Origin of the sequence: Burkholderia cepacia (genome assembly GCF_001718835.1) — a bacterium.
Lineage (GTDB): Bacteria > Pseudomonadota > Gammaproteobacteria > Burkholderiales > Burkholderiaceae > Burkholderia > Burkholderia cepacia_F.
In genome coordinates, this window is record NZ_CP013443.1 from 690,251 (window position 1) to 709,495 (window position 19,245).

20 protein-coding genes and 1 other RNA gene are annotated in these 19,245 nt (G+C 65.4%); 16 read left to right on the plus strand and 5 right to left on the minus strand.

The genetic code is table 11. The features are described 5' to 3' along the window. The first annotated feature begins 18 nt into the window (after positions 1-18). The 3 genes from eda to WT26_RS06540 all read left to right on the plus strand — a co-directional run bounded on the left by eda (position 19) and on the right by WT26_RS06540 (position 2,745). Complete coding sequence (gene eda / locus WT26_RS06530) at positions 19-645, plus strand: bifunctional 4-hydroxy-2-oxoglutarate aldolase/2-dehydro-3-deoxy-phosphogluconate aldolase (protein WP_011350938.1); 627 nt, start codon at positions 19-21, stop codon at positions 643-645. Between the two features lie 221 nt (positions 646-866). After that, positions 867-2,228: a GntP family permease gene (locus WT26_RS06535; RefSeq protein WP_042974304.1), complete on the plus strand. Its 1,362-nt coding sequence runs from the start codon at positions 867-869 to the stop codon at positions 2,226-2,228. Between the two features lie 13 nt (positions 2,229-2,241). Continuing rightward, positions 2,242-2,745, plus strand: a complete 504-nt coding sequence (locus WT26_RS06540; protein ID WP_059528814.1) for a gluconokinase — start codon at positions 2,242-2,244, stop codon at positions 2,743-2,745. Positions 2,746-2,797: 52 nt separating this feature from the next. Here WT26_RS06540 and WT26_RS06545 read toward each other — a convergent pair whose 3' ends face one another. Further along, a complete protein-coding gene (locus tag WT26_RS06545) occupies positions 2,798-3,454 on the minus strand; it encodes a TetR/AcrR family transcriptional regulator (protein ID WP_069272411.1) in 657 nt (218 codons plus the stop codon). Positions 3,455-3,729: 275 nt separating this feature from the next. Here WT26_RS06545 and WT26_RS06550 point away from each other — a divergent pair, with 275 nt between their 5' ends. Continuing rightward, positions 3,730-5,148 (plus strand): NAD(P)/FAD-dependent oxidoreductase, encoded by a 1,419-nt coding sequence (locus tag WT26_RS06550; RefSeq protein ID WP_069272412.1) that lies wholly within the window; start codon positions 3,730-3,732, stop codon positions 5,146-5,148. Between the two features lie 84 nt (positions 5,149-5,232). Here WT26_RS06550 and purB read toward each other — a convergent pair whose 3' ends face one another. Further along, positions 5,233-6,621: an adenylosuccinate lyase gene (purB, locus tag WT26_RS06555; protein WP_059528825.1), complete on the minus strand. Its 1,389-nt coding sequence runs from the start codon at positions 6,619-6,621 to the stop codon at positions 5,233-5,235. Positions 6,622-6,852: 231 nt separating this feature from the next. Between purB and WT26_RS06565 the strand changes: the two genes are divergently transcribed. The 6 genes from WT26_RS06565 (at position 6,853) to WT26_RS06590 (ending at position 12,660) form a co-directional block, all read left to right on the plus strand. Continuing rightward, entirely contained in the window at positions 6,853-7,806 is a 954-nt protein-coding gene (locus WT26_RS06565) for a LysR substrate-binding domain-containing protein (protein ID WP_069272414.1), read from the plus strand. A gap of 221 nt (positions 7,807-8,027) precedes the next feature. After that, complete coding sequence (locus tag WT26_RS06570; protein ID WP_059528830.1) at positions 8,028-9,314, plus strand: Glu/Leu/Phe/Val family dehydrogenase; 1,287 nt, start codon at positions 8,028-8,030, stop codon at positions 9,312-9,314. A 228-nt stretch (positions 9,315-9,542) separates the two neighbouring features. Beyond that, positions 9,543-10,436 (plus strand): glutamate/aspartate ABC transporter substrate-binding protein, encoded by an 894-nt coding sequence (locus tag WT26_RS06575; RefSeq protein WP_059529702.1) that lies wholly within the window; start codon positions 9,543-9,545, stop codon positions 10,434-10,436. An 84-nt stretch (positions 10,437-10,520) separates the two neighbouring features. Continuing rightward, the gene (locus WT26_RS06580) at positions 10,521-11,261 is read left to right on the plus strand and encodes an amino acid ABC transporter permease (RefSeq protein ID WP_039361471.1); all 741 of its coding nucleotides are present in this window, start codon (positions 10,521-10,523) and stop codon (positions 11,259-11,261) included. Then, entirely contained in the window at positions 11,261-11,938 is a 678-nt protein-coding gene (gene gltK / locus WT26_RS06585) for a glutamate/aspartate ABC transporter permease GltK (RefSeq protein ID WP_027788373.1), read from the plus strand. Before WT26_RS06580 ends, gltK begins: the two co-directional genes overlap by 1 nt. Then, positions 11,935-12,660, plus strand: coding sequence for an amino acid ABC transporter ATP-binding protein (locus WT26_RS06590; protein ID WP_027788372.1), 726 nt, complete (start codon positions 11,935-11,937; stop codon positions 12,658-12,660). The genes gltK and WT26_RS06590 overlap by 4 nt, the downstream gene beginning before the upstream one ends. A gap of 111 nt (positions 12,661-12,771) precedes the next feature. On the opposite strand, the gene WT26_RS06595 is transcribed toward WT26_RS06590, so the two are convergent. Continuing rightward, a complete protein-coding gene (locus tag WT26_RS06595; protein WP_069272415.1) occupies positions 12,772-13,674 on the minus strand; it encodes a class II glutamine amidotransferase in 903 nt (300 codons plus the stop codon). 208 nt (positions 13,675-13,882) lie between these two features. Between WT26_RS06595 and pyrC the strand changes: the two genes are divergently transcribed. The 3 genes from pyrC (at position 13,883) to rnpB (ending at position 16,258) form a co-directional block, all read left to right on the plus strand. Then, positions 13,883-14,947, plus strand: coding sequence for a dihydroorotase (gene pyrC, locus WT26_RS06600; protein WP_059528836.1), 1,065 nt, complete (start codon positions 13,883-13,885; stop codon positions 14,945-14,947). Then, positions 14,944-15,813 carry a DUF3025 domain-containing protein gene (locus WT26_RS06605; RefSeq protein ID WP_069272416.1) on the plus strand — a complete coding sequence of 290 codons (870 nt, stop codon included), beginning with the start codon at positions 14,944-14,946 and terminating at the stop codon, positions 15,811-15,813. The genes pyrC and WT26_RS06605 overlap by 4 nt, the downstream gene beginning before the upstream one ends. A gap of 33 nt (positions 15,814-15,846) precedes the next feature. After that, positions 15,847-16,258: RNase P RNA component class A (gene rnpB, locus WT26_RS06610), an RNA gene on the plus strand. Between the two features lie 70 nt (positions 16,259-16,328). Here the strand turns inward: rnpB and WT26_RS06615 are convergent. Both WT26_RS06615 and WT26_RS06620 read right to left on the minus strand, forming a co-directional pair. Beyond that, positions 16,329-16,793 carry an OsmC family protein gene (locus WT26_RS06615; protein ID WP_027788367.1) on the minus strand — a complete coding sequence of 155 codons (465 nt, stop codon included), beginning with the start codon at positions 16,791-16,793 and terminating at the stop codon, positions 16,329-16,331. Positions 16,794-17,213: 420 nt separating this feature from the next. Continuing rightward, the gene (locus WT26_RS06620; protein ID WP_042583118.1) at positions 17,214-17,453 is read right to left on the minus strand and encodes a DUF1090 family protein; all 240 of its coding nucleotides are present in this window, start codon (positions 17,451-17,453) and stop codon (positions 17,214-17,216) included. Between the two features lie 293 nt (positions 17,454-17,746). Between WT26_RS06620 and rplM the strand changes: the two genes are divergently transcribed. The 3 genes from rplM to erpA all read left to right on the plus strand — a co-directional run bounded on the left by rplM (position 17,747) and on the right by erpA (position 19,171). Next, on the plus strand, positions 17,747-18,175 hold the full coding sequence (gene rplM / locus WT26_RS06625) for a 50S ribosomal protein L13 (protein WP_009687896.1): 429 nt from the start codon (positions 17,747-17,749) through the stop codon (positions 18,173-18,175). A 10-nt stretch (positions 18,176-18,185) separates the two neighbouring features. Continuing rightward, entirely contained in the window at positions 18,186-18,578 is a 393-nt protein-coding gene (gene rpsI, locus WT26_RS06630; protein WP_011883283.1) for a 30S ribosomal protein S9, read from the plus strand. 218 nt (positions 18,579-18,796) lie between these two features. Beyond that, positions 18,797-19,171, plus strand: a complete 375-nt coding sequence (gene erpA / locus WT26_RS06635; RefSeq protein WP_069272417.1) for an iron-sulfur cluster insertion protein ErpA — start codon at positions 18,797-18,799, stop codon at positions 19,169-19,171. Positions 19,172-19,245: the final 74 nt, after the last annotated feature.

Genomic DNA, 19,245 nt, shown 5'->3' on the forward strand with positions numbered 1-19,245 from the left:
TTTCAAGGAGCCAATTCAATGAAGACGATTGCTGAAATCGTGAAGCTGGGCCCGGTCATCCCGGTGCTCGCATTCGACTCGGTCGAGCAGGGTGAGCACGTGTCGCGCGCGTTGCACGCCGGCGGCGTGAAGGTGCTCGAGATCACGCTGCGCACGCCGGCTGGCCTGGAAGCGATCCAGCGCGCGAGCCAGCTCGCGGACGACATCGTCGTCGGCGTCGGCACGATCACGAAGCCCGAGCATTGCGAGCAGGCGAAGCGCGCGGGCGCGAAGTTCGGCGTGTCGCCGGGCCTGACGAAAGAGCTGCACCTCGCGTCGCTCGACGCGGGCCTGCCGCTGCTGCCGGGCGTGATGACGCCGAGCGACATCATCCAGGCACTCGAATTCGGCTACGAGATCGTGAAGTTCTTCCCCGCCCAACAAGCGGGCGGCGTGCCGATGCTGCAGGCGTTCCACGGCCCGTTCCCGGCGCTGAAGTTCTGCCCGACCGGCGGCATCACGGTCGAAACCGCACCGAATTTCCTGAAGCTGCCGAACGTGGTGTGTGTCGGCGGCTCGTGGCTCACGCCGAAGGCCGCGCTCGCCGCGCAGGACTGGGCCGAAGTCACGCGCCTCGCGCAAGCCGCGAGCCAGCTTCCCCGTTAAGACTTGTACGAAATGACGGTTTGACCCTCGGAAAGCAAGCGCTTAGTGCTTGTTTTACCGAGGGTTTTTGCTAATGGAACCGGTTCTATCCGCGGACCGTAAAGATAAGTAAAATTCAGCGTCCTGACGGGGTGGGTACCCCCCGTGTTCCGGAGACCTGCATAGCCGGGCATACTCGCAACAACTCGCCCGGTTCGAACAATTCTAGGAGGAGTGGCCACATGGGGGCTGTCCAAGGCAGCATGCTGCTCGTATTCACGCTGATCGCGATTGCCGCGCTGATCCTGATGATCGCGCGCTACAAGATCTACCCGTTCCTGGTGCTGATCATCGTCTCGCTCGGCCTCGGCCTCGTCGTCGGCATGCCGATGGACAAGATCGTCAAGTCGTTCGAGGCGGGCACCGGCGGTACGCTCGGTCACATCGCGATCGTCGTCGGCCTCGGCACGATGCTCGGCAAGATGATGGCCGAATCGGGCGGCGCCGAACGGATCGCGACCACGCTGATCGACTGGTTCGGCGAGAAGAACATCCACTGGGCGATGATGTTCGTCGCGATCATCGTCGGCCTGCCGGTGTTCTTCGAAGTCGGCTTCGTGCTGCTGATCCCGATCGCGTTCAACGTCGCGAAGCGCACCGGCAAGTCGCTGCTCGTCGTCGGCCTGCCGATGGTGGCCGGCCTGTCCGTCGTGCACGGCCTGATCCCGCCGCACCCGGCCGCGCTGCTGGCCGTTCAGCAATACGGCGCCGATATCGGCAAGACGATCGCGTTCGGCCTGATCGTCGGCGTGCCGACCGCGATCATCGCGGGCCCGCTGTTCGCGCTGACGATCTCGAAGTTCGTGAAGCTGCCGGAAAACAACCCGCTCGCGTCGCAGTTCGTCGATTCGCACGCGGACGGCCGCAAGCGTGAACTGCCGAGCTTCGGCATCACGCTGTTCACGATCCTGCTGCCCGTCGTGCTGATGCTCGTCGGCAGCTGGGCCGACCTGCTGTTCACGCCGAAATCGCTGCCGAACAACCTGCTGCGCTTTGCCGGCAACTCGGACGTCGCGCTGCTGATCGCCGTGCTCGTGAGCTTCTTCACGTTCGGCAAGCTGCAGGGCTTCAACCGCGACCAGATCCAGAAGTTCTGCGGCGAGTGTCTCGCACCGATCGCCGGCATCACGCTGATCGTCGGCGCGGGCGGCGGCTTCGGCGGCGTCCTGCGCGACAGCGGGATCTCGCAGCAGATCGTCGAGACCGCGAAACATGCGCACCTGTCGCCGCTGCTGCTCGGCTGGTTCGTCGCGGCGCTGATGCGTCTCGCGACGGGTTCGGCGACGGTCGCGATGACGACGGCCTGCGGCATCGTCGCGCCGATCGCGGCGGCAGCCGGCACGACGGTCAGCCCGGAGCTGCTGGTGCTCGCCACGGGCTCGGGCTCGCTGATCTTCTCGCACGTGAACGACGGCGGCTTCTGGCTGATCAAGGAATACTTCGGGATGACGGTCGGCCAGACGTTCAAGACCTGGTCGTTGCTTGAAACGATCATCTCGGTGCTCGGCCTCGGTTTCACACTGCTGCTGAGCATGGTTCTGTAACAAGGGGTAGTCAATGATTCTGATCGCAATGGGCGTGTCGGGCGCGGGCAAATCGCGAATCGGCGAAATGCTGGCGGAACGCCTGTCGTGCAGCTATACCGACGGCGACGCGTTTCACAGCGCGGCGAACAAGGAAAAGATGCACAACGGCATTCCGCTGACCGACGACGACCGCTGGCCGTGGCTGCGCACGATCCGCGCGGCCATCGAGGAAAAGCAGCGCGCGGGCGAGACGGCCGTGTTCACGTGCTCGTCGCTGAAGCGGTCGTACCGCGACGTGCTGCGCGGCACCGACACCGACGTGCGGTTCGTGTATCTGAAGGGTTCGTTCGAGGTGTTGCACGAGCGCCTGAAGAGCCGCACCGGCCATTTCTTCGATCCGTCGCTGCTGAAGAGCCAGCTCGACACGCTCGAGGAGCCGGGGCCGGACGAAGCGATCGAGGTCAGCATCGAGCTGACGCCCGAACAGATCGTCGATCAGGTCATGCTGAAGATCGGCATCGCGCACCAGCACTGAGCGCGGTTTGCGGTAATCGGACAGGCAAGGGCGCCCCGCGGGGCGCCCTTGCTCATTCTGCGGCCGGCGTTCGTGTGTGCTGCGCGATGCCGTCGAGCAGCACGTCGAGCATCGTGTCGTGCACGGCTGCCGGATCGAGCTGCGCATAGAGCGGGGCGGCGGATTTCACGAGCGGGTGGCCGGCGTCGGGCAGCGCGTCGATTTCCGCGAGCTCGACGTCGTTCGCGGCGCGCGTGAGTCCGCCGGCTTCGGCCGCGGCAAGCCCGATCACGCTCGCATACCAGCCGACGCACACCGATGGCAGCGCCGCGCGCGGGATGCCGGCGTCGGCCAGCGCTCGATGCACGGCCTCGATGTGTGCGAGATCGGCCGGCCCCGTGCTCATGTGCCGCTGCAGCAGCGCGAACGCGGCCGGGTAGCGCAGCGCGAGCGCGCGGTACTGGCGCGCGAGATCCCGCAGCCGTTCGCGCCACGGCAGCGTGGCGTCGACCGGCACGAGCGAGCGCGACAGCGCGTTCGCGATCGCGCGGCTCAGGCCCTCCTTCGACTTGAAGTGGTACAGCACGCTCATCGGGTCGCAGCCGACCGACTGCGCGAGCTTGCGCACGCTGAACGCGGCTTCGCCGACGTCTTCGAGCAGCGCGAGCGCAGCCGCGACGATCGCATCCTTGTCGAGGCCGCGCGGGCCCTGGACGGGTTTCTCTTTCATCGGTGCGGAACGTCGGCCGGCGCATGCCGAGCCGTAAGCTTGACGAAAGCTTATTCTACACTGTAGAATTATTTCTGCGGTGTAGAAATTGGGTGTCCCGGCACCTTTCAATACGTGCTTTCGCACAGTCCGGGATCCAGGCGGCACGAGCGTGCCCGCCGTCAACACGGGCCATCGCGCCCCCTTTCTCGTTGACACCCATGTGGAACCGGCTGCCCCACCCGCGAAGCCAGACGGCTCTTCGACAGGCGGCCCAAGACCATGCAAGTGCAATCATGACTTCCAACAAGCCTCTGATTCTGGACGAATCGCGTTTCGAGCAAACGCAACTGAACATCGAAAAAGACAACTGGAACTGGTGCGATCCGGCCCGCTATGCCGGCGAGCGCCCGGCGAACTGGTACGAGGCGTCGCTGTCGCGCTGGGATAACGGCGCGCCGCTCGCGAGCGATGCCGTGTGTGATGTGCTCGTGATCGGCGCGGGGTTGCTCGGCGCATCGGCCGCGCTGCATCTCGCCGAAGCGGGCGTCGACACGATCCTCGTCGACAAGCATCACGTCGGTTCGGCCGCGTCCGGCCGCAACGGCGGGCAACTCACTCCCGGCCTTGCGCGCTGGGAAGCAGCTGACATGATCGACTCTCTGTCGCATGACGACGCGAAGCGGCTGTGGCGCTTCGCGTCGGCCGAATCGATGGACCTGATCGATACGATCGGTGCGCGTTACGCGCTCGAACTCGACCGCAAGCGCGGGCACATCACGGCGGCCGTCCACCCCGGCCACATGAGCGCGCTGCTGGACGGCGCGGATGCACGCCGCAGCCTCGGCGACGCAAGCGTGACGCTGGCCGGCAAGCATCAATTGCAGGACGAATACGTGCGCTCGGGGCTGTACCACGGCGCGGCGATCGATGCGATCGGCGGGCAGATCCATCCGCTCGCGCTGGTGCGCGGGCTCGTGCACGGCTTCAGGCTGAACGGCGGCGCGCTGTACGAAGGCACCGAGGTACTCGAGCTCGAGGAGACACCCGCGGGCGTCGTCGCGACGACGCCGGGCGGCACGATCACCGCACGCAAGGGTGTCGTGCTCGCGCTGCACAACACGACGTTCCGGCTGCTCGACGACGGCGCGGCGACCACGGTGCCGTTCTTCACCTACGTGAGCGTGACGGCACCGCTCGACGTCGACGTCGCGACGCTGATGCCGGCCGGCATGCCCGTGTACGACACGCAGTTCCAGATCGACTACTACCGGCCGGTGCGCGGCAACCGCCTGCTGTTCGGCGGGCAGGGCACCGGCACGTGCTGGGCGCAGCCCGACGTCAACGCGTATCTGCTGACGCGGCTGAACACGGTGTTCCCGCAGCACGACGGCCGGTTCGCGCTCGACTACTGCTGGAGCGGCGTCAGCGACTTCACGCTGAACGGCGCGACCGACAGCCGCAAGACCGACGGCCGCGTGCCGATGTACATGGTGCAGGGCTGGAGCGGCCACGGCGTCGCGCAGACGGTGCGGATCGGCAAGGCGATCTGCGACGATTTCGTCGGGCGCAACGACGATTTCTCGATGCTGACCGGCATCGACCATCGCGCGATTCCGCTCGGCCGCCAGTTGTCGCCGATCGCGATCCCGGCCGCGAAGGCCGCGATGAGCGTGATGACGGCGCTGAATCCGGGGAAGATGATCTCGTTCTGACCGTGCAACGCGGATCGCCGGCCGCACAAACGAAAACGCCCGATGCGCGATGCATCGGGCCTTTTTCCTGGGCGCGGCGCGGCGTTACGCGATCCGCTTCGCGAGTTCGACGGCCTTGCCGATGTACGACGCAGGCGTCATCGCGAGCAGGCGATCCTTCGCGTCCTGCGGGATCGCGAGCGTGGCGACGAATTCCTGCAGTGCTTCGCGCGTGATGCCCTTGCCGCGCGTGAGTTCCTTCAGCTGCTCGTACGGGTTCTCGATGCCGTAGCGGCGCATCACCGTCTGCACCGGCTCGGCGAGCACTTCCCAGCAGTTGTCGAGATCTTCGTTCAGGCGCTGCGGGTTCACTTCGAGCTTGTCGAGGCCGCGGATCAGCGAGTCGTATGCGAGCAGCGAGTAGCCGAGCGCGACGCCCATGTTGCGCAGCACCGTCGAGTCGGTGAGGTCGCGCTGCCAGCGCGACACCGGCAGCTTGTCGGCGAGGTGGCGCAGCGTCGCGTTCGCGAGGCCGAGGTTGCCTTCCGAGTTCTCGAAGTCGATCGGGTTGACCTTGTGCGGCATCGTCGACGAGCCGATCTCGCCGGCCTTCGTCTTCTGCTTGAAGTAGCCGACCGAGATGTAGCCCCACACGTCGCGGTCGAGGTCGAGCAGGATCGTGTTCGCACGTGCCACGGCGTCGAACAGCTCGGCCATGTAGTCGTGCGGCTCGATCTGGATCGTGTACGGGTTGAACGTGAGCTTCAGGCGGTTTTCGATCACGTCGCGCGAGAACGCTTCCCAGTCGAATTCCGGATACGCGGACAGGTGTGCGTTGAAGTTGCCGACCGCGCCGTTCATCTTGCCGAGGATCTCGACCTTCTCGATGCGCGCGATCGCGCGGTCGAGACGGGCCGCGACGTTCGCGAGCTCCTTGCCGAGCGTCGTCGGGCTGGCCGGCTGGCCGTGCGTGCGCGACAGCATCGGCTGGTCGGCCAGCGCGTGCGCGAGCGCGACGAGACGCTGGTGGACCGTGCGCAGCGCCGGCACGATCACGTGCTCGCGCGCACCGGCGAGCATCATCCCGTGCGACGTGTTGTTGATGTCCTCGGACGTGCACGCGAAGTGGATGAATTCGCTGGCCTTCTCGAGTTCTTCCTGGCCCTTCACCGATTCCTTGAGCCAGTATTCGACGGCCTTCACGTCGTGGTTCGTCACGCGCTCGATTTCCTTGATGCGCGCGGCGTCGTGCGCGGTGAAGCGCTCGGCGAGCTGCAGCAGGAACTGCTCGGAGGCTTCCGAGAAGCGCGGGACTTCCGCGAAGCCGGCGCGCGACAGCGCGATCAGCCAGTGCACCTCGACGGTGACACGGTGGCGCATGAAGGCGGCTTCGGAGAGCCAGTCGCGCAGCGCTTCGGTCTTGCTGGCGTAGCGGCCGTCGATGGGCGAAAGCGCGGTGAGGGCGAAAAGCGTATCGGGACGAGTGTCGGACATGATCGGGCGGGCTTTGAGGGCCGGGTCGAGCGAGGGAGGGAGAATCCGGCATTTTACCATCGGCGCGGGACGATTCCGGCCGTACCCGGCGAGCCGCCGCCGCCGCGAGCCGCCGCCATGCCGGCGCCCGCGTCCGGCAGCGCGCCGGGCCGCTTGCGCCGCCGCCGGCCGGGCTCGCCCGCCGGTAGAATGCAGGCTTCTTCCCGACCGCCGCCCGCCGCGCCCGCCTGCATGGAACTGAAATGGCTCGAAGACTTCGTCTCGCTCGCGGAAACGCGCAGCTTTAGCCGGTCCGCCGAGCTGCGGCACGTGTCGCAGCCGGCGTTTTCGCGGCGCATCCAGGCGCTCGAGGCGTGGCTCGCGACCGAACTGATCGATCGTTCGGTCTATCCGACGCGGCTGACGCAGGCCGGGCAGATCTTCTACGAGCAGGCGCTGACGATGCTGTCGCAGGCGCACGAGGCGCGCACGCTGCTGCGCGGCCACGTCGGCGCGCCGGTGCCGACGATCGAGTTCGCGGTGCCGCACACGCTGTCGCTCACGTATTTCCCGCGCTGGCTGCAGCGGATCGAGGCGAAGATGGGCCAGGTTCACACGCGGCTGCGCGCGCTGAACGTGCACGACGCGGTGCTGTCGCTTGTCGAGGGCGGCTGCGATCTCGTGATGGGCTACCACCACCCGAGCCACCCCGTCGCGCTCGACCCGGCACGCTACGACATGCTGATCCTCGGCAGCGAGCCGATCAGCCCGTTCTCGGCGCCGGGCCGCGCGGGGCGGCCGCGCTATACGCTGCCCGGCACGGCCGACGCGCGCGTGCCGTACCTGTCATATACGCCGAACGCGTATCTCGGCCGGATGACGGAGGTCATCGTCGCGAATGCGTCGACGCCGCTGTTCCTCGATCGCGTCTACGAAACCGACATGGCCGAAGGGCTGAAGGCGATGGCGCTCGCGGGCCACGGCATCGCGTTCCTGCCGCACAGCGCGGTCGAGGATGCGGTGGCGGGCGGCCGCCTGATCCGGCTCGACCGGTCGGTGCGCGGCGGCGCGCACCCGTTCACGCTGACGATGGAAATCCGGCTGTACTGCGACAAGCTCGCGCTGCAGGGCGACGACCCGCGACAGAAGCTCGTGCGTGCGCTGTGGGACGTCGTGCGCGACGAACTGCGCGAGGCGGCCGGCTGACGCCGGTTCACGCTGGCGGACGACGCGAGCCGGCGGCCGGCCGACACGTTGTCCGGCGCGCCGGATGCCGGGCCGATCGCGGGCGTTCTTGCGCAAATCGACCGCAGATTTGCGAAAAATCGCGATCATGCAAGAAACGCATAATCGAATAAGCAAACGGCATTGGATAAAAAAAACGGGTTTTTCGACAATGTGCGCACCTGTTGACCGTTGGAGCATCCATGTCTTCGCAATTGCAGTCCATCCCGTCCTACCTGCACGCCGACGATCTCGGCCCGTGGGGCAACTACCTTCAGCAAGTCGATCGCGTCGCGCCGTACCTCGGTTCGCTGTCGCGCTGGCTCGAAACGCTGAAGCGTCCGAAGCGCATCCTGATCGTCGACTGCCCCATCGAGCTCGACAACGGTACCGTCGCGCACTTCGAAGGCTATCGTGTGCAGCACAACGTGTCGCGCGGCCCGGGCAAGGGCGGCGTGCGCTACCACCAGGACGTGACGCTGTCGGAAGTGATGGCGCTGTCCGCATGGATGTCGGTCAAGAACGCGGCCGTGAACGTGCCGTACGGCGGTGCGAAGGGCGGTATCCGCGTCGACCCGCGCAAGCTGTCGCGTGGTGAGCTCGAGCGCGTGACGCGCCGCTACACCAGCGAAATCGGCATCATCATCGGCCCGAACACCGACATTCCGGCGCCGGACGTCAACACCAACGAACAGGTGATGGCGTGGATGATGGACACGTACTCGATGAACCAGGGCCAGACGTCGACCGGCGTCGTGACCGGCAAGCCGATCGCGCTCGGCGGTTCTCTCGGCCGCAAGGAAGCGACGGGCCGCGGCGTGTTCGTCGTCGGCTCCGAAGCGGCGAAGAAGAAGGGCCTCGAGATCGAAGGCGCGCGCATCGCGGTGCAGGGCTTCGGCAACGTCGGCGGCATCGCGGCGAAGCTGTTCCAGGAAGCGGGCGCGAAGGTGATCGCGGTGCAGGATCACACGGGCACGATCTACCAGCCGGCCGGCCTCGATTCGAACAAGCTGCTCGACCACGTTGCCCGCACGGGCGGCGTCGCGGGCTTCGAAGGTGCGGAGCCGATGCCGAACGACGAGTTCTGGACGGTCGAAACCGACATCCTGATTCCGGCGGCACTGGAAAACCAGATCACCGAAAAGAACGCAGCGAAGATCCGCACGAAGATCATCGTCGAAGGTGCGAACGGCCCGACGACGACGGCGGCGGACGACATCCTGACCGCGAACGGCGTGCTCGTGATCCCGGACGTGATCGCGAACGCGGGCGGCGTGACCGTGTCGTACTTCGAGTGGGTGCAGGATTTCTCGAGCTTCTTCTGGACGGAAGACGAGATCAACCACCGTCTCGAGCGCGTGATGCGCGAAGCGTTCTCCGGCGTGTGGGCGGTCGCGGAAGAGCACAAGGTGTCGGTGCGTACGGCGGCGTTCATCGTCGCATGCAAGCGCATCCTGATGGCGCGCGAAATGCGTGGCCTCTACCCCTGATCGGTCGACCTCGGTCGATCCTGACCAGAACATGACGCAATCCACCCGATTGCGAGCATGACCCTCGCGGGCGGCACCGGAACCGGTGCCGCCCGCTTGCGCATTCGGGGCGCCCGGAGCCGGGAGGAAGGCTTCGCCAGGGGCGCCGCGACGTGCGGTAAACAACAGTACTTTCAAAAATATTACTTTGATACACTGGCGCGGGTTTTAGCCAAGGAGATGACCAAAATGAAATACCAAAAGGCAGTCCTGATGGTCGCGGCGCTTTGCGCGTTCGCAAGCGGCGCGCATGCTCAGGAGACGGGCACGCTGAAGAAGATCAAGGACACGGGCGTGATCGCGCTGGGCCACCGCGAATCGTCGATTCCGTTCTCCTACTACGACCAGAACCAGCAGGTGGTCGGCTATTCGCGCGAATTCCAGCTGAAGGTGGTCGACGCGGTGAAGAAGAAGCTGAACCTGCCGAACCTGCAGGTGAAGAACATCCCGGTCACGTCGCAGAACCGCATTCCGCTGGTGCAGAACGGCACGGTCGACATCGAGTGCGGCTCGACGACCAACAACGCCGAGCGCCAGCAGCAGGCTGCGTTCTCCGACACGATCTTCGTGATCGGCACGCGCCTGATGACGAAGAAGGATTCGGGCGTCAAGGATTTCGCCGACCTGAAGGGCAAGACGGTCGTGACGACCGCCGGCACGACGTCGGAGCGCCTGCTGCGCAAGATGAACAACGAGAAGCAACTCGGCATGAACATCATCAGCGCGAAGGATCACGGCGATTCCTTCAACACGCTGGAATCGGGCCGCGCGGTCGCGTTCATGATGGATGACGCGCTGCTCGCGGGCGAGCGCGCGAAGGCGAAGCAGCCGGGCGAGTGGGTGATCGTCGGCACGCCGCAATCGGAAGAGGCTTACGGCTGCATGATGCGCAAGGGCGATGCGGACTTCAAGAAGGTCGTCGACGACGCGATCTCGCAGGTCGAGAAGTCGGGCGAAGCCGCGAAGATCTACGCGAAGTGGTTCGAGAACCCGATCCCGCCGAAGGGGCTGAACCTGAACTTCCCGTTGTCCGATTCGATGAAGAAGCTGTACGCGAACCCGAACGACAAGGCGCTCGACTGACCGCACGGCCGTTGATGCAGAAATGACGCTAATGAGACGGAAGAGGCCACGCTTCTTCCGTCTCTTTTTGCTGGAGTCTTGCCCATGTCTTACCACTGGAACTGGGGCATCTTCCTGAGCCCCGTGTCGACCGGCGAGCCGACGACTTATTTCGGATGGCTGATGTCCGGCTTCTGGGTGACGATCGAAGTATCGCTCGTCGCCTGGGTCATCGCGCTGATCGTCGGTTCGCTGTTCGGCGTGCTGCGCACCGTGCCGAACAAATGGCTGTCCGCGATCGGCACCGTGTACGTGTCGATCTTCCGGAACATTCCGCTGATCGTGCAGTTCTTCGTCTGGTATCTCGTGATACCCGAGCTGCTGCCTGCATCGATCGGCACCTGGATCAAGCAGTTGCCGCCCGCCACGCAGTTCTTCACCGCGTCGATCATCTGTCTCGGCCTGTTCACGGGCGCGCGCGTGTGCGAACAGGTGCGCTCGGGGATCAACGCGCTGCCGAAGGGCCAGCGCGCCGCCGGTCTCGCGATGGGCTTCACGCAATGGCAGACGTACCGCTACGTGCTGCTGCCCGTTGCGTACCGGATCATCGTGCCGCCGCTCACGTCGGAATTCCTGAACATCTTCAAGAACTCCGCGGTCGCGTCGACGATCGGCCTGCTCGACCTGTCCGCGCAAGCGCGCCAGCTCGTCGACTACACCGCGCAGACGTATGAATCCTTCATCGCGGTGACGCTCGCCTACGTGATCATCAACCTCGTCGTGATGGCGTTCATGCGCTGGATCGAAGGCCGCACGCGGCTGCCCGGCTATATCGGAGGCAAGTGATGCATCAGTTCGACTGGAGTAGTATTCCCGGCGCGATACCGACGCTGTGGACGGGTGCGATCGTCACGTTCAAGATCACGCTGATCGCGATCGTCGTCGGCATCGTCTGGGGCACGCTGCTGGCGCTGCTGCGGCTGTCCGGCGTGAAGCCGCTCGCGTGGTTCGCGAAGGCGTACGTGACGGTGTTCCGCTCGATCCCGCTCGTGATGGTGCTGCTGTGGTTCTTCCTGATCGTGCCGCAGGTGCTGCAGGGCGTGCTCGGGCTGTCGCCGACGATCGACATCCGGCTCGCATCGGCGATGGTCGCGTTCTCGCTGTTCGAAGCCGCGTATTATTCCGAGATCATCCGCGCCGGTATCCAGGCGGTGCCGCGCGGGCAGGTGAACGCCGCGTTCGCGCTCGGCATGAACTACGCGCAGGCGATGCGCCTCGTGATCCTGCCGCAGGCGTTCCGCGCGATGGTGCCGCTGCTGCTCACGCAGGCGATCGTCCTGTTCCAGGATACGTCGCTCGTGTACGTGATCAGCCTCGCGGACTTCTTCCGCACGGCGGCCAACATCGGCGATCGCGACGGCACGACCGTCGAGATGGTCCTGTTCGCCGGTGCATGCTATTTCGTGATTTGCTCGTTGGCGTCTGCTCTCGTCAAGGGTCTCCAGAAAAAGGTCACAAGATGATTTCCATCAAGAACGTTTCGAAGTGGTACGGCCAGTTTCAGGTCCTCACCGACTGCACGACCGAGGTCAAGAAAGGCGAAGTGGTCGTCGTGTGCGGCCCGTCGGGCTCGGGCAAGTCGACGCTGATCAAGACCGTCAACGGCCTCGAGCCGTTCCAGCAGGGCGAGATCCTCGTGAACGGCCAGTCGGTCGGCGACAAGAAGACGAACCTGTCGAAGCTGCGCTCGAAGGTCGGGATGGTGTTCCAGCATTTCGAGCTGTTCCCGCACCTGTCGATCACCGAGAACCTGACGCTCGCGCAGATCAAGGTGCTCGGCCGCGGCAAGGACGAGGCGAACGAGAAGGGCCTGAAGCTGCTCGACCGCGTCGGCCTGAAGGCGCACGCGCACAAGTTCCCGGGCCAGTTGTCGGGCGGCCAGCAGCAGCGTGTCGCGATCGCGCGCGCGCTGTCGATGGATCCGATCGCGATGCTGTTCGACGAGCCGACGTCCGCGCTCGACCCCGAGATGATCAACGAAGTGCTCGACGTGATGGTCGAACTCGCGCAGGAAGGGATGACGATGATGGTCGTCACGCACGAGATGGGCTTCGCGAAGAAGGTCGCGCATCGCGTGATCTTCATGGACAAGGGCGCGATCGTCGAGGACGACCGCAAGGACGATTTCTTCTCCAATCCGAAATCGGAACGCGCGAAGGACTTCCTCGCGAAGATCCTGCATTGACGCGGGGGCCGGCCCACGGGGAGGGCGGCGGGGCCGCCCTTCACATGTGCCTGCAAACGAAAACGCCCGGCGCTGCCGGGCGTTTTCGTATCCGCGCGTCGGAGCGCGCGTTCAGAAGTCGAACGCGTCCTCGCTGACGTCCGCCTCGACGGCCGGCAGCGGCCGCACGGGCGCCGACGCCGATGCGTCGAGCGCCGGATTGCGCAGCTTCTCGAGCACGCGTTCGGGCACCGGGATCCGCATCCGCGCGGCGACGTCGCCGCACTGGAACATGATCAGTTCGCCCGGCTCGAACGCGGTCCAGACTTCGTTGTCGGTGAGCGGCTGCGTCGCGATCACCGCGACGCGATCCTCGGGTGTCGTGTATTTCGCGAAGTCGATCGACAGGTCTTCGTCGACGAGATGCGCGGTCGAGAACGGCCAGCGCCGCACGAGGTAGTGCAGCCGCGTCGAGCAGTGCGCGAACAGCGCCTGGCCGTTCGACATCAGGAAATTGAACACGCCGTGATCGGTGATGCCGCGTGTCAGCTCGCCGACGCGCTCGAACAGTTCGGGCAGCGGCGGCTGCGCGCCGGGAAACGTTTCGCGCAGCCCCTGCATCAGCACGCAGAACGCCTGTTCGCTGTCGGTCGTGCCGACCGGATGATAGACGCTGCCGTCCATGTCCGGTGCGTAGTCCTGGAGGTCGCCGTTATGCGCGAAGATCCAGTGCCGGCCCCACAGCTCGCGCATGAACGGATGGCTGTTCTCGAGCAGGATGTGGCCCTGCGTCGCCTTGCGGATGTGCGCGATGGTGTTCTTGGACTTGATCGGGTAGCGCTTCACCATTTCGGCGATCGGCGACGTGGCCGATGCCTGGTGATCGATGAACAGGCGGCAGGCCTTGTCCTCGAAGAACGCGATGCCCCAGCCGTCGGCATGGTGATCGGTGAGCCCGCCCCGGGCCGCGAAACCTGTGAAGGAGAATGTGACGTCCGTCGGCGCGGCGCAGTTCATTCCTAAGAGTTGGCACATTTTACTTGGGGCAGCAGGCTGAGGCGGGGGGGGGTAACGAACCGGGCGAACCCCGGTACAATGCGGCTTCTAGCATATCACCGAGCCCTGAGCGGTAAAAAGCGGATTCCGCTGGCCAAAGGCCCCGTGTTGCGGTTTGCCGTCAGTCGGCCCGCGCACGCGCGTTCCGGCCCCGCCGATGGCCCGGCCGTTCCTCACGACGCCTCCTATGACTGCCTCGAACGCTTCCTCCCCGGCGACGCTCTCGCTCGCCCGTCCCGACGACTGGCACCTGCACCTGCGAGACGGCGACATGCTGGCCGCCGTGCTGCCGCACACCGCGCGCCAGTTCGGCCGCGCGATCGTCATGCCGAACCTGAAGCCGCCGGTGACGACCACCGCGCAGGCGCAGGCCTATCGCGAGCGCATCCTCGCCGCGCTGCCGGCCGGGATGACGTTCGAGCCGCTGATGACGCTGTACCTGACCGACAACACGCCGCCCGACGAGATCCGCCGCGCGCGCGAAAGCGGCTTCGTGCACGGCGTGAAGCTGTATCCGGCCGGTGCGACGACGAATTCCGACCACGGTGTCACCGATCTCGCGAAATGCGCGAAGACGCTCGAGGCGATGCAGGAAACCGGCATGCCGCTGCTCGTGCACGGCGAGGTGACCGATGCGTCGATCGACCTGTTCGACCGCGAGAAGGTCTTCATCGACCGCGTGATGACGCCGCTGCGCCGCGATTTCCCGGGCCTGAAGGTCGTGTTCGAACACATCACGACGAAGGACGCGGCCGACTACGTGCGCGACGCCGATGCGGCGCCCGGCCTGCTCGGCGCGACGATCACCGCGCATCACCTGCTGTACAACCGCAATGCGCTGTTCGTCGGCGGGATTCGCCCGCATTACTACTGCCTGCCGGTGCTGAAGCGCGAGACGCATCGCGTCGCGCTGGTCGAGGCCGCGACGTCGGGCAATCCGCGCTTCTTCCTCGGTACCGACAGCGCGCCGCATGCGCGCGACGCGAAGGAAACCGCGTGCGGCTGCGCGGGCTGCTATACGGCGCTGCATGCGCTCGAACTGTATGCGGAAGCGTTCGACCACGCCGGTGCGCTCGACAGGCTGGAAGGCTTCGCGAGCTTCTTCGGCGCCGATTTCTACGGGCTGCCGCGCAGCGCCGAGACGGTCACGCTGCGTCGCGAGGCGTGGGAATTGCCGCGCGAGATCTTCGCGGGCGATACGCCCGTCGTGCCGCTGCGCGGCGGCGAGACGATCGGCTGGAAACTGGCGTGACCATCGCGCCGCCGCGCGCGGCCGGTGAGCCGGACAGCGGTGCGGCGGCGTTCGCGCGGATCGACTGGTCCGTGCCGTGGCTCGCGGGCTTTGCCGCGACAGGGCGCGTCGCGCAGGCGGGCGCGCTCGACGGCGAGGCCGCGCTGCTCGACGCGCTGAACGGTGCACTGGATGGCGCGACGGGCGGCACGCCGCTCGTCACCGGCCGCGGCGCGCCGCTGCGCTTCGTGCCGCAAGCGGACCTGCCGCCCGGCGTCGCGTACGAGACCCATATCGCGGAGACGGGCGGTGTCCCGACCCGCCACAATCTGCACGACTTCTTCAACGCGCTCGTCTGGTTCGCGTATCCGCGCGTCAAGGCCGCACTGAATGCGCGCCAGGCCGCGGCGATCGACGAAGCGGGCGGGGTCGGCCCCGTGCGCGGCCCGTTGCGCGACGCGCTCACGCTGTTCGACGAGAACGCCGCGTTGTTCGTGACGGCCGACCGTGCGCTCGCCGACGCGCTGCGCGGGTTCGACTGGCCGCGGCTGCTGGTCGCCGCGCGCGATGCGTGGGGCACGCGCTGCGAGGCGCGGCTGGTCGGCCATGCGCTGCTCGAGAAACTCGTCGCGCCTTACAAATCCTGCACCGCGCACACGTGGATCGTCCAAGTGAGCGCCGACTATTTTTCGTGGCCGGCCGCGCGCCGGGCCGCGCACGTCGATGCGCAGGTCGCGCGGATGCTCGCGGCGCGAGACCTGACGAGCCGCGATTTCGCACCGCTCCCGGTGCTGGGCGTGCCGGGCTGGTGCGATGCGAATGCCGAGCCCGCGTTCTACGACGATCCGGCCGTGTTTCGCAGCGGGCGGCGGACTCGGCCACTGTAACGGCCGGACGCACAGTGCTAGAATGCGCGTCGCAAAGCAGGCCAGGCAGTCGCGGCCTCGCCGCCTTCGGGCGCGCGGGGGCGAGGAAAGTCCGGACTCCACAGGGCAGGGTGATGGCTAACGGCCATCCGTGGCGACACGCGGAACAGGGCAACAGAAAGCAAACCGCCGATGGCCCGGCGCAAGCCGGGATCAGGTAAGGGTGAAACGGTGCGGTAAGAGCGCACCGCGGCGACGGCGACGTTCGCCGGCACGGTAACCTCCACCCGGAGCAATTCCAAGTAGGCAGGCGTGCATCTCCGGATGCAGGACGGGGCCCCCGTCTCGTCTGCGGGTAGGAAGCTTGAGCGCGTCAGCAATGGCGCGCCTAGAGGAATGGCTGCCACGCGTTGCGTGCTTCGGCGCGCAGCGTGCACAGAATCCGGCTTATCGGCCTGCTTTGCCGTTCGAATGCGAAAGGGCCGGCGTCTCCCGACGGAGCGCCGGCCCTTTTTTCATGTGCGCTCGCCGCGCGCTCAGCCGGCGACGATGTCGAACGAATGCGTGAGTTCGGCCGTCTTCGCGATCATGATCGACGCGGAGCAATACTTGTCGTGCGACAGGTTGATCGCGCGTTCGACCGTGGCCGGGTTCAGGTTGCGGCCGGTGACGGTGAAGTGGAAGTGCACTTTCGTGAAGACCTTCGGGTCTTCGCTCGCGCGTTCGGCCTTCAGCGTGACCGAGCAGCCGCTGACTTCCTGGCGGCTCTTCTTCAGGATCAGCACGACGTCATAGGCCGTGCAGCCGCCGGTGCCGAGCAGCACCATTTCCATCGGGCGCGGCGCGAGGTTGTGGCCGCCGCCTTCGGGCGCGCCGTCCATCGCGACGAGGTGGCCGCTGCCGGTCTCGGCGGAAAACGCCATGCCGTCCTGCCCCATCCAGCTTACTTTGCATTCCATGCTTGCACTCCAGCGTTGCCTGATTCGGATTCGATCCGGCATTGTAGCCCGCACGGCCGTGGCCGGCTGATGCGCCGCACGATGCGGATCGGCGTGCGCCGCCGCGGGCTTCGCGACGGGGCGCGGGAACGCAAATTCCCTTCGGGATTTAGGGGTTTTGCTCTAGCCGGGTGCGGTCAGCTCGACTCCCTGGATTCTGCAAATAGATGATTTCAAAAGGAAAATTGGATAGCTGGCTTGCGATATCGAAATTTCGCATTATGGTTGTAGATTTCGTAATGCAAATTTTCTTGTGCTGCTGGCTGCCCGTTCGTATAATGAGCCTCATTGGTTGTCGCGCTGCGGCAACCTCCGAATGTCTCCTCCACCCTCCTCCTATGGTGGATTAAGCCCGAACCAGCCGTTCGGGCTTTTTTTCGTCCCATGCAAACATCGGCGCGCAATGTGCGCGTCTCGCGAGCGTCAGGCGCCTGGGGCGGCGACGGCTGATGCATGACCTTGGCGGCGCGCGCAGAAGTGGCGGACGCGTTCGCGCACCGCGCGCAGTTTCGCGACGCGGTCCTCGGCGCGTGCTTCGCGCGCGGCGGCGATGCGCGCGTCGAGCGAGTCGAGTTTCGCGGTGCAGCCGGCCGGGTCGGCGGCGGCCGATGTGGCGCCGCCCAGCAGGGCGGCCGTCAGGAGTGGCGTGAGTCGTTTCTTCATCGTGGCTGTTGTTTTCCTTGTCCGGCGCGTTCTTGCGTGCGCCGATGGATGCCCCCGGGCGCTCGGAATCGCCGGATATAACGGGGCAGGACCGGATTTTGGCCGATTTTCGGCGAGCCGGACACCCGGATGCGGATTCCCTTTGACCGCGTTGCGGTATTTCCTTTATAATTCAGGGCTTTTCCGCATTCATGCCCACGGAAAAAGAACAGGGAGAGCCTGCACCGCGCCTCGAAGCGCACACAGACAAGCAGGAAGAACACATCGGGCAAAGCAATTTTTTTGGATCGATCATGAAGACGTTTTCCGCAAAAGCCCATGAGGTGACGCGCGAATGGTACGTGATTGACGCGACGGATAAGGTTCTCGGCCGTGTTGCCAGCGAAGTGGCACGCCGTCTGCGCGGCAAGCACAAGCCTGAGTTCACCCCGCACGTCGACACTGGTGATTTCATCATCATCATCAACGCGAGCAAGTTGAAGGTCACGGGCAACAAGACGCTGGACAAGAAGTACTACCGTCACTCGGGCTACCCGGGCGGTATCTATGAAACGACGTTCGGCAAGATGCAGGAACGCTTCCCGGGCCGCGCGCTCGAGAAGGCGGTCAAGGGCATGCTGCCGAAGGGCCCGCTCGGCTACGCGATGATCAAGAAGCTGAAGGTCTACGCAGAAGCGACGCATCCGCACTCGGCTCAACAGCCGAAGGCGCTCGAGATCTAAGGGGACCCACATGATCGGTAACTGGAACTACGGTACGGGCCGCCGCAAGAGCGCAGTCGCACGTGTCTTCATCAAGGCTGGCAAGGGCGACATCATCGTCAACGGCAAGCCCATCGCTGACTACTTCTCGCGCGAAACGTCGCTGATGATCGTGCGTCAACCGCTGGAACTCACGAACCACGGCCAGACGTTCGACATCAAGGTGAACGTGAACGGCGGCGGTGAAACGGGTCAGGCAGGTGCAGTGCGCCACGGCATCACCCGTGCACTGATCGACTACGATGCGACGCTGAAGCCGTCGCTGTCGAACGCAGGCTTCGTCACGCGCGATGCACGTGAAGTCGAGCGTAAGAAGGTCGGTCTGCGCAAGGCACGCCGCGCCAAGCAGTTCTCGAAGCGTTAATTCCGCTTCATGGCCGCGCCGCTCCCGGGCGGCGTCCGCCGGAAAAACCGCCAGCTTTCGCGCTGGCGGTTTTTTTATGTCCGTTTCCAGGCGCGTGCTGCCGCGGCCTGCGCATGCGTGTTTGATGAAATCGACAAGAACCTATTGATTTCATGGACATCAGCACGATCTTCTGATCGGCCCTACAATAGCGGCTAAAGCTTTTTGGAGAGTTCGCAATGAACGCTGTTACCGAATCCGCAGCAACGACGGCGGCCGAAATGCCGGTTCCGTTCGTCTTCACCGACGCCGCAGCCGACAAGGTCAAGCAACTGATCGACGAAGAGGGCAATCCCGACCTGAAGCTGCGCGTATTCGTGCAGGGCGGTGGCTGCTCCGGCTTCCAGTATGGCTTCACGTTCGACGAGGAAGTCAACGAGGACGATACCGTGATGAACAAGAACGGCGTCCAGCTCCTGATCGACTCGATGAGCTACCAGTACCTGGTCGGCGCCGAGATCGACTACAAGGACGACCTCAACGGCGCCCAGTTCGTGATCAAGAACCCGAACGCGACCACCACCTGCGGGTGCGGCTCGTCGTTCTCGGTCTGAGCGCACGACAGATCCACGCCGGTTCGCCGGAATGAAAAAACGGGGCATGAAGCCCCGTTTTCTATGCGCGCATG

Coding starts and splice junctions, on each gene's coding strand:
- WT26_RS06550 (WP_069272412.1), top strand. CDS start 3,730: ATGACTTCCAACAAGCCTCTGATTCTGGACGAATCGCGTTTCGAGCAA.
- pyrC (WP_059528836.1), top strand. CDS start 13,883: ATGACTGCCTCGAACGCTTCCTCCCCGGCGACGCTCTCGCTCGCCCGT.
- WT26_RS06575 (WP_059529702.1), top strand. CDS start 9,543: ATGAAATACCAAAAGGCAGTCCTGATGGTCGCGGCGCTTTGCGCGTTC.
- WT26_RS06570 (WP_059528830.1), top strand. CDS start 8,028: ATGTCTTCGCAATTGCAGTCCATCCCGTCCTACCTGCACGCCGACGAT.
- WT26_RS06615 (WP_027788367.1), bottom strand. CDS start 16,793: ATGCCGGATCGAATCCGAATCAGGCAACGCTGGAGTGCAAGCATGGAA.
- WT26_RS06540 (WP_059528814.1), top strand. CDS start 2,242: ATGATTCTGATCGCAATGGGCGTGTCGGGCGCGGGCAAATCGCGAATC.
- WT26_RS06565 (WP_069272414.1), top strand. CDS start 6,853: ATGGAACTGAAATGGCTCGAAGACTTCGTCTCGCTCGCGGAAACGCGC.
- WT26_RS06595 (WP_069272415.1), bottom strand. CDS start 13,674: ATGTGCCAACTCTTAGGAATGAACTGCGCCGCGCCGACGGACGTCACA.
- WT26_RS06545 (WP_069272411.1), bottom strand. CDS start 3,454: ATGAAAGAGAAACCCGTCCAGGGCCCGCGCGGCCTCGACAAGGATGCG.
- rpsI (WP_011883283.1), top strand. CDS start 18,186: ATGATCGGTAACTGGAACTACGGTACGGGCCGCCGCAAGAGCGCAGTC.
- rplM (WP_009687896.1), top strand. CDS start 17,747: ATGAAGACGTTTTCCGCAAAAGCCCATGAGGTGACGCGCGAATGGTAC.
- gltK (WP_027788373.1), top strand. CDS start 11,261: ATGCATCAGTTCGACTGGAGTAGTATTCCCGGCGCGATACCGACGCTG.
- WT26_RS06590 (WP_027788372.1), top strand. CDS start 11,935: ATGATTTCCATCAAGAACGTTTCGAAGTGGTACGGCCAGTTTCAGGTC.
- WT26_RS06535 (WP_042974304.1), top strand. CDS start 867: ATGGGGGCTGTCCAAGGCAGCATGCTGCTCGTATTCACGCTGATCGCG.
- WT26_RS06620 (WP_042583118.1), bottom strand. CDS start 17,453: ATGAAGAAACGACTCACGCCACTCCTGACGGCCGCCCTGCTGGGCGGC.
- WT26_RS06580 (WP_039361471.1), top strand. CDS start 10,521: ATGTCTTACCACTGGAACTGGGGCATCTTCCTGAGCCCCGTGTCGACC.
- purB (WP_059528825.1), bottom strand. CDS start 6,621: ATGTCCGACACTCGTCCCGATACGCTTTTCGCCCTCACCGCGCTTTCG.
- eda (WP_011350938.1), top strand. CDS start 19: ATGAAGACGATTGCTGAAATCGTGAAGCTGGGCCCGGTCATCCCGGTG.
- erpA (WP_069272417.1), top strand. CDS start 18,797: ATGAACGCTGTTACCGAATCCGCAGCAACGACGGCGGCCGAAATGCCG.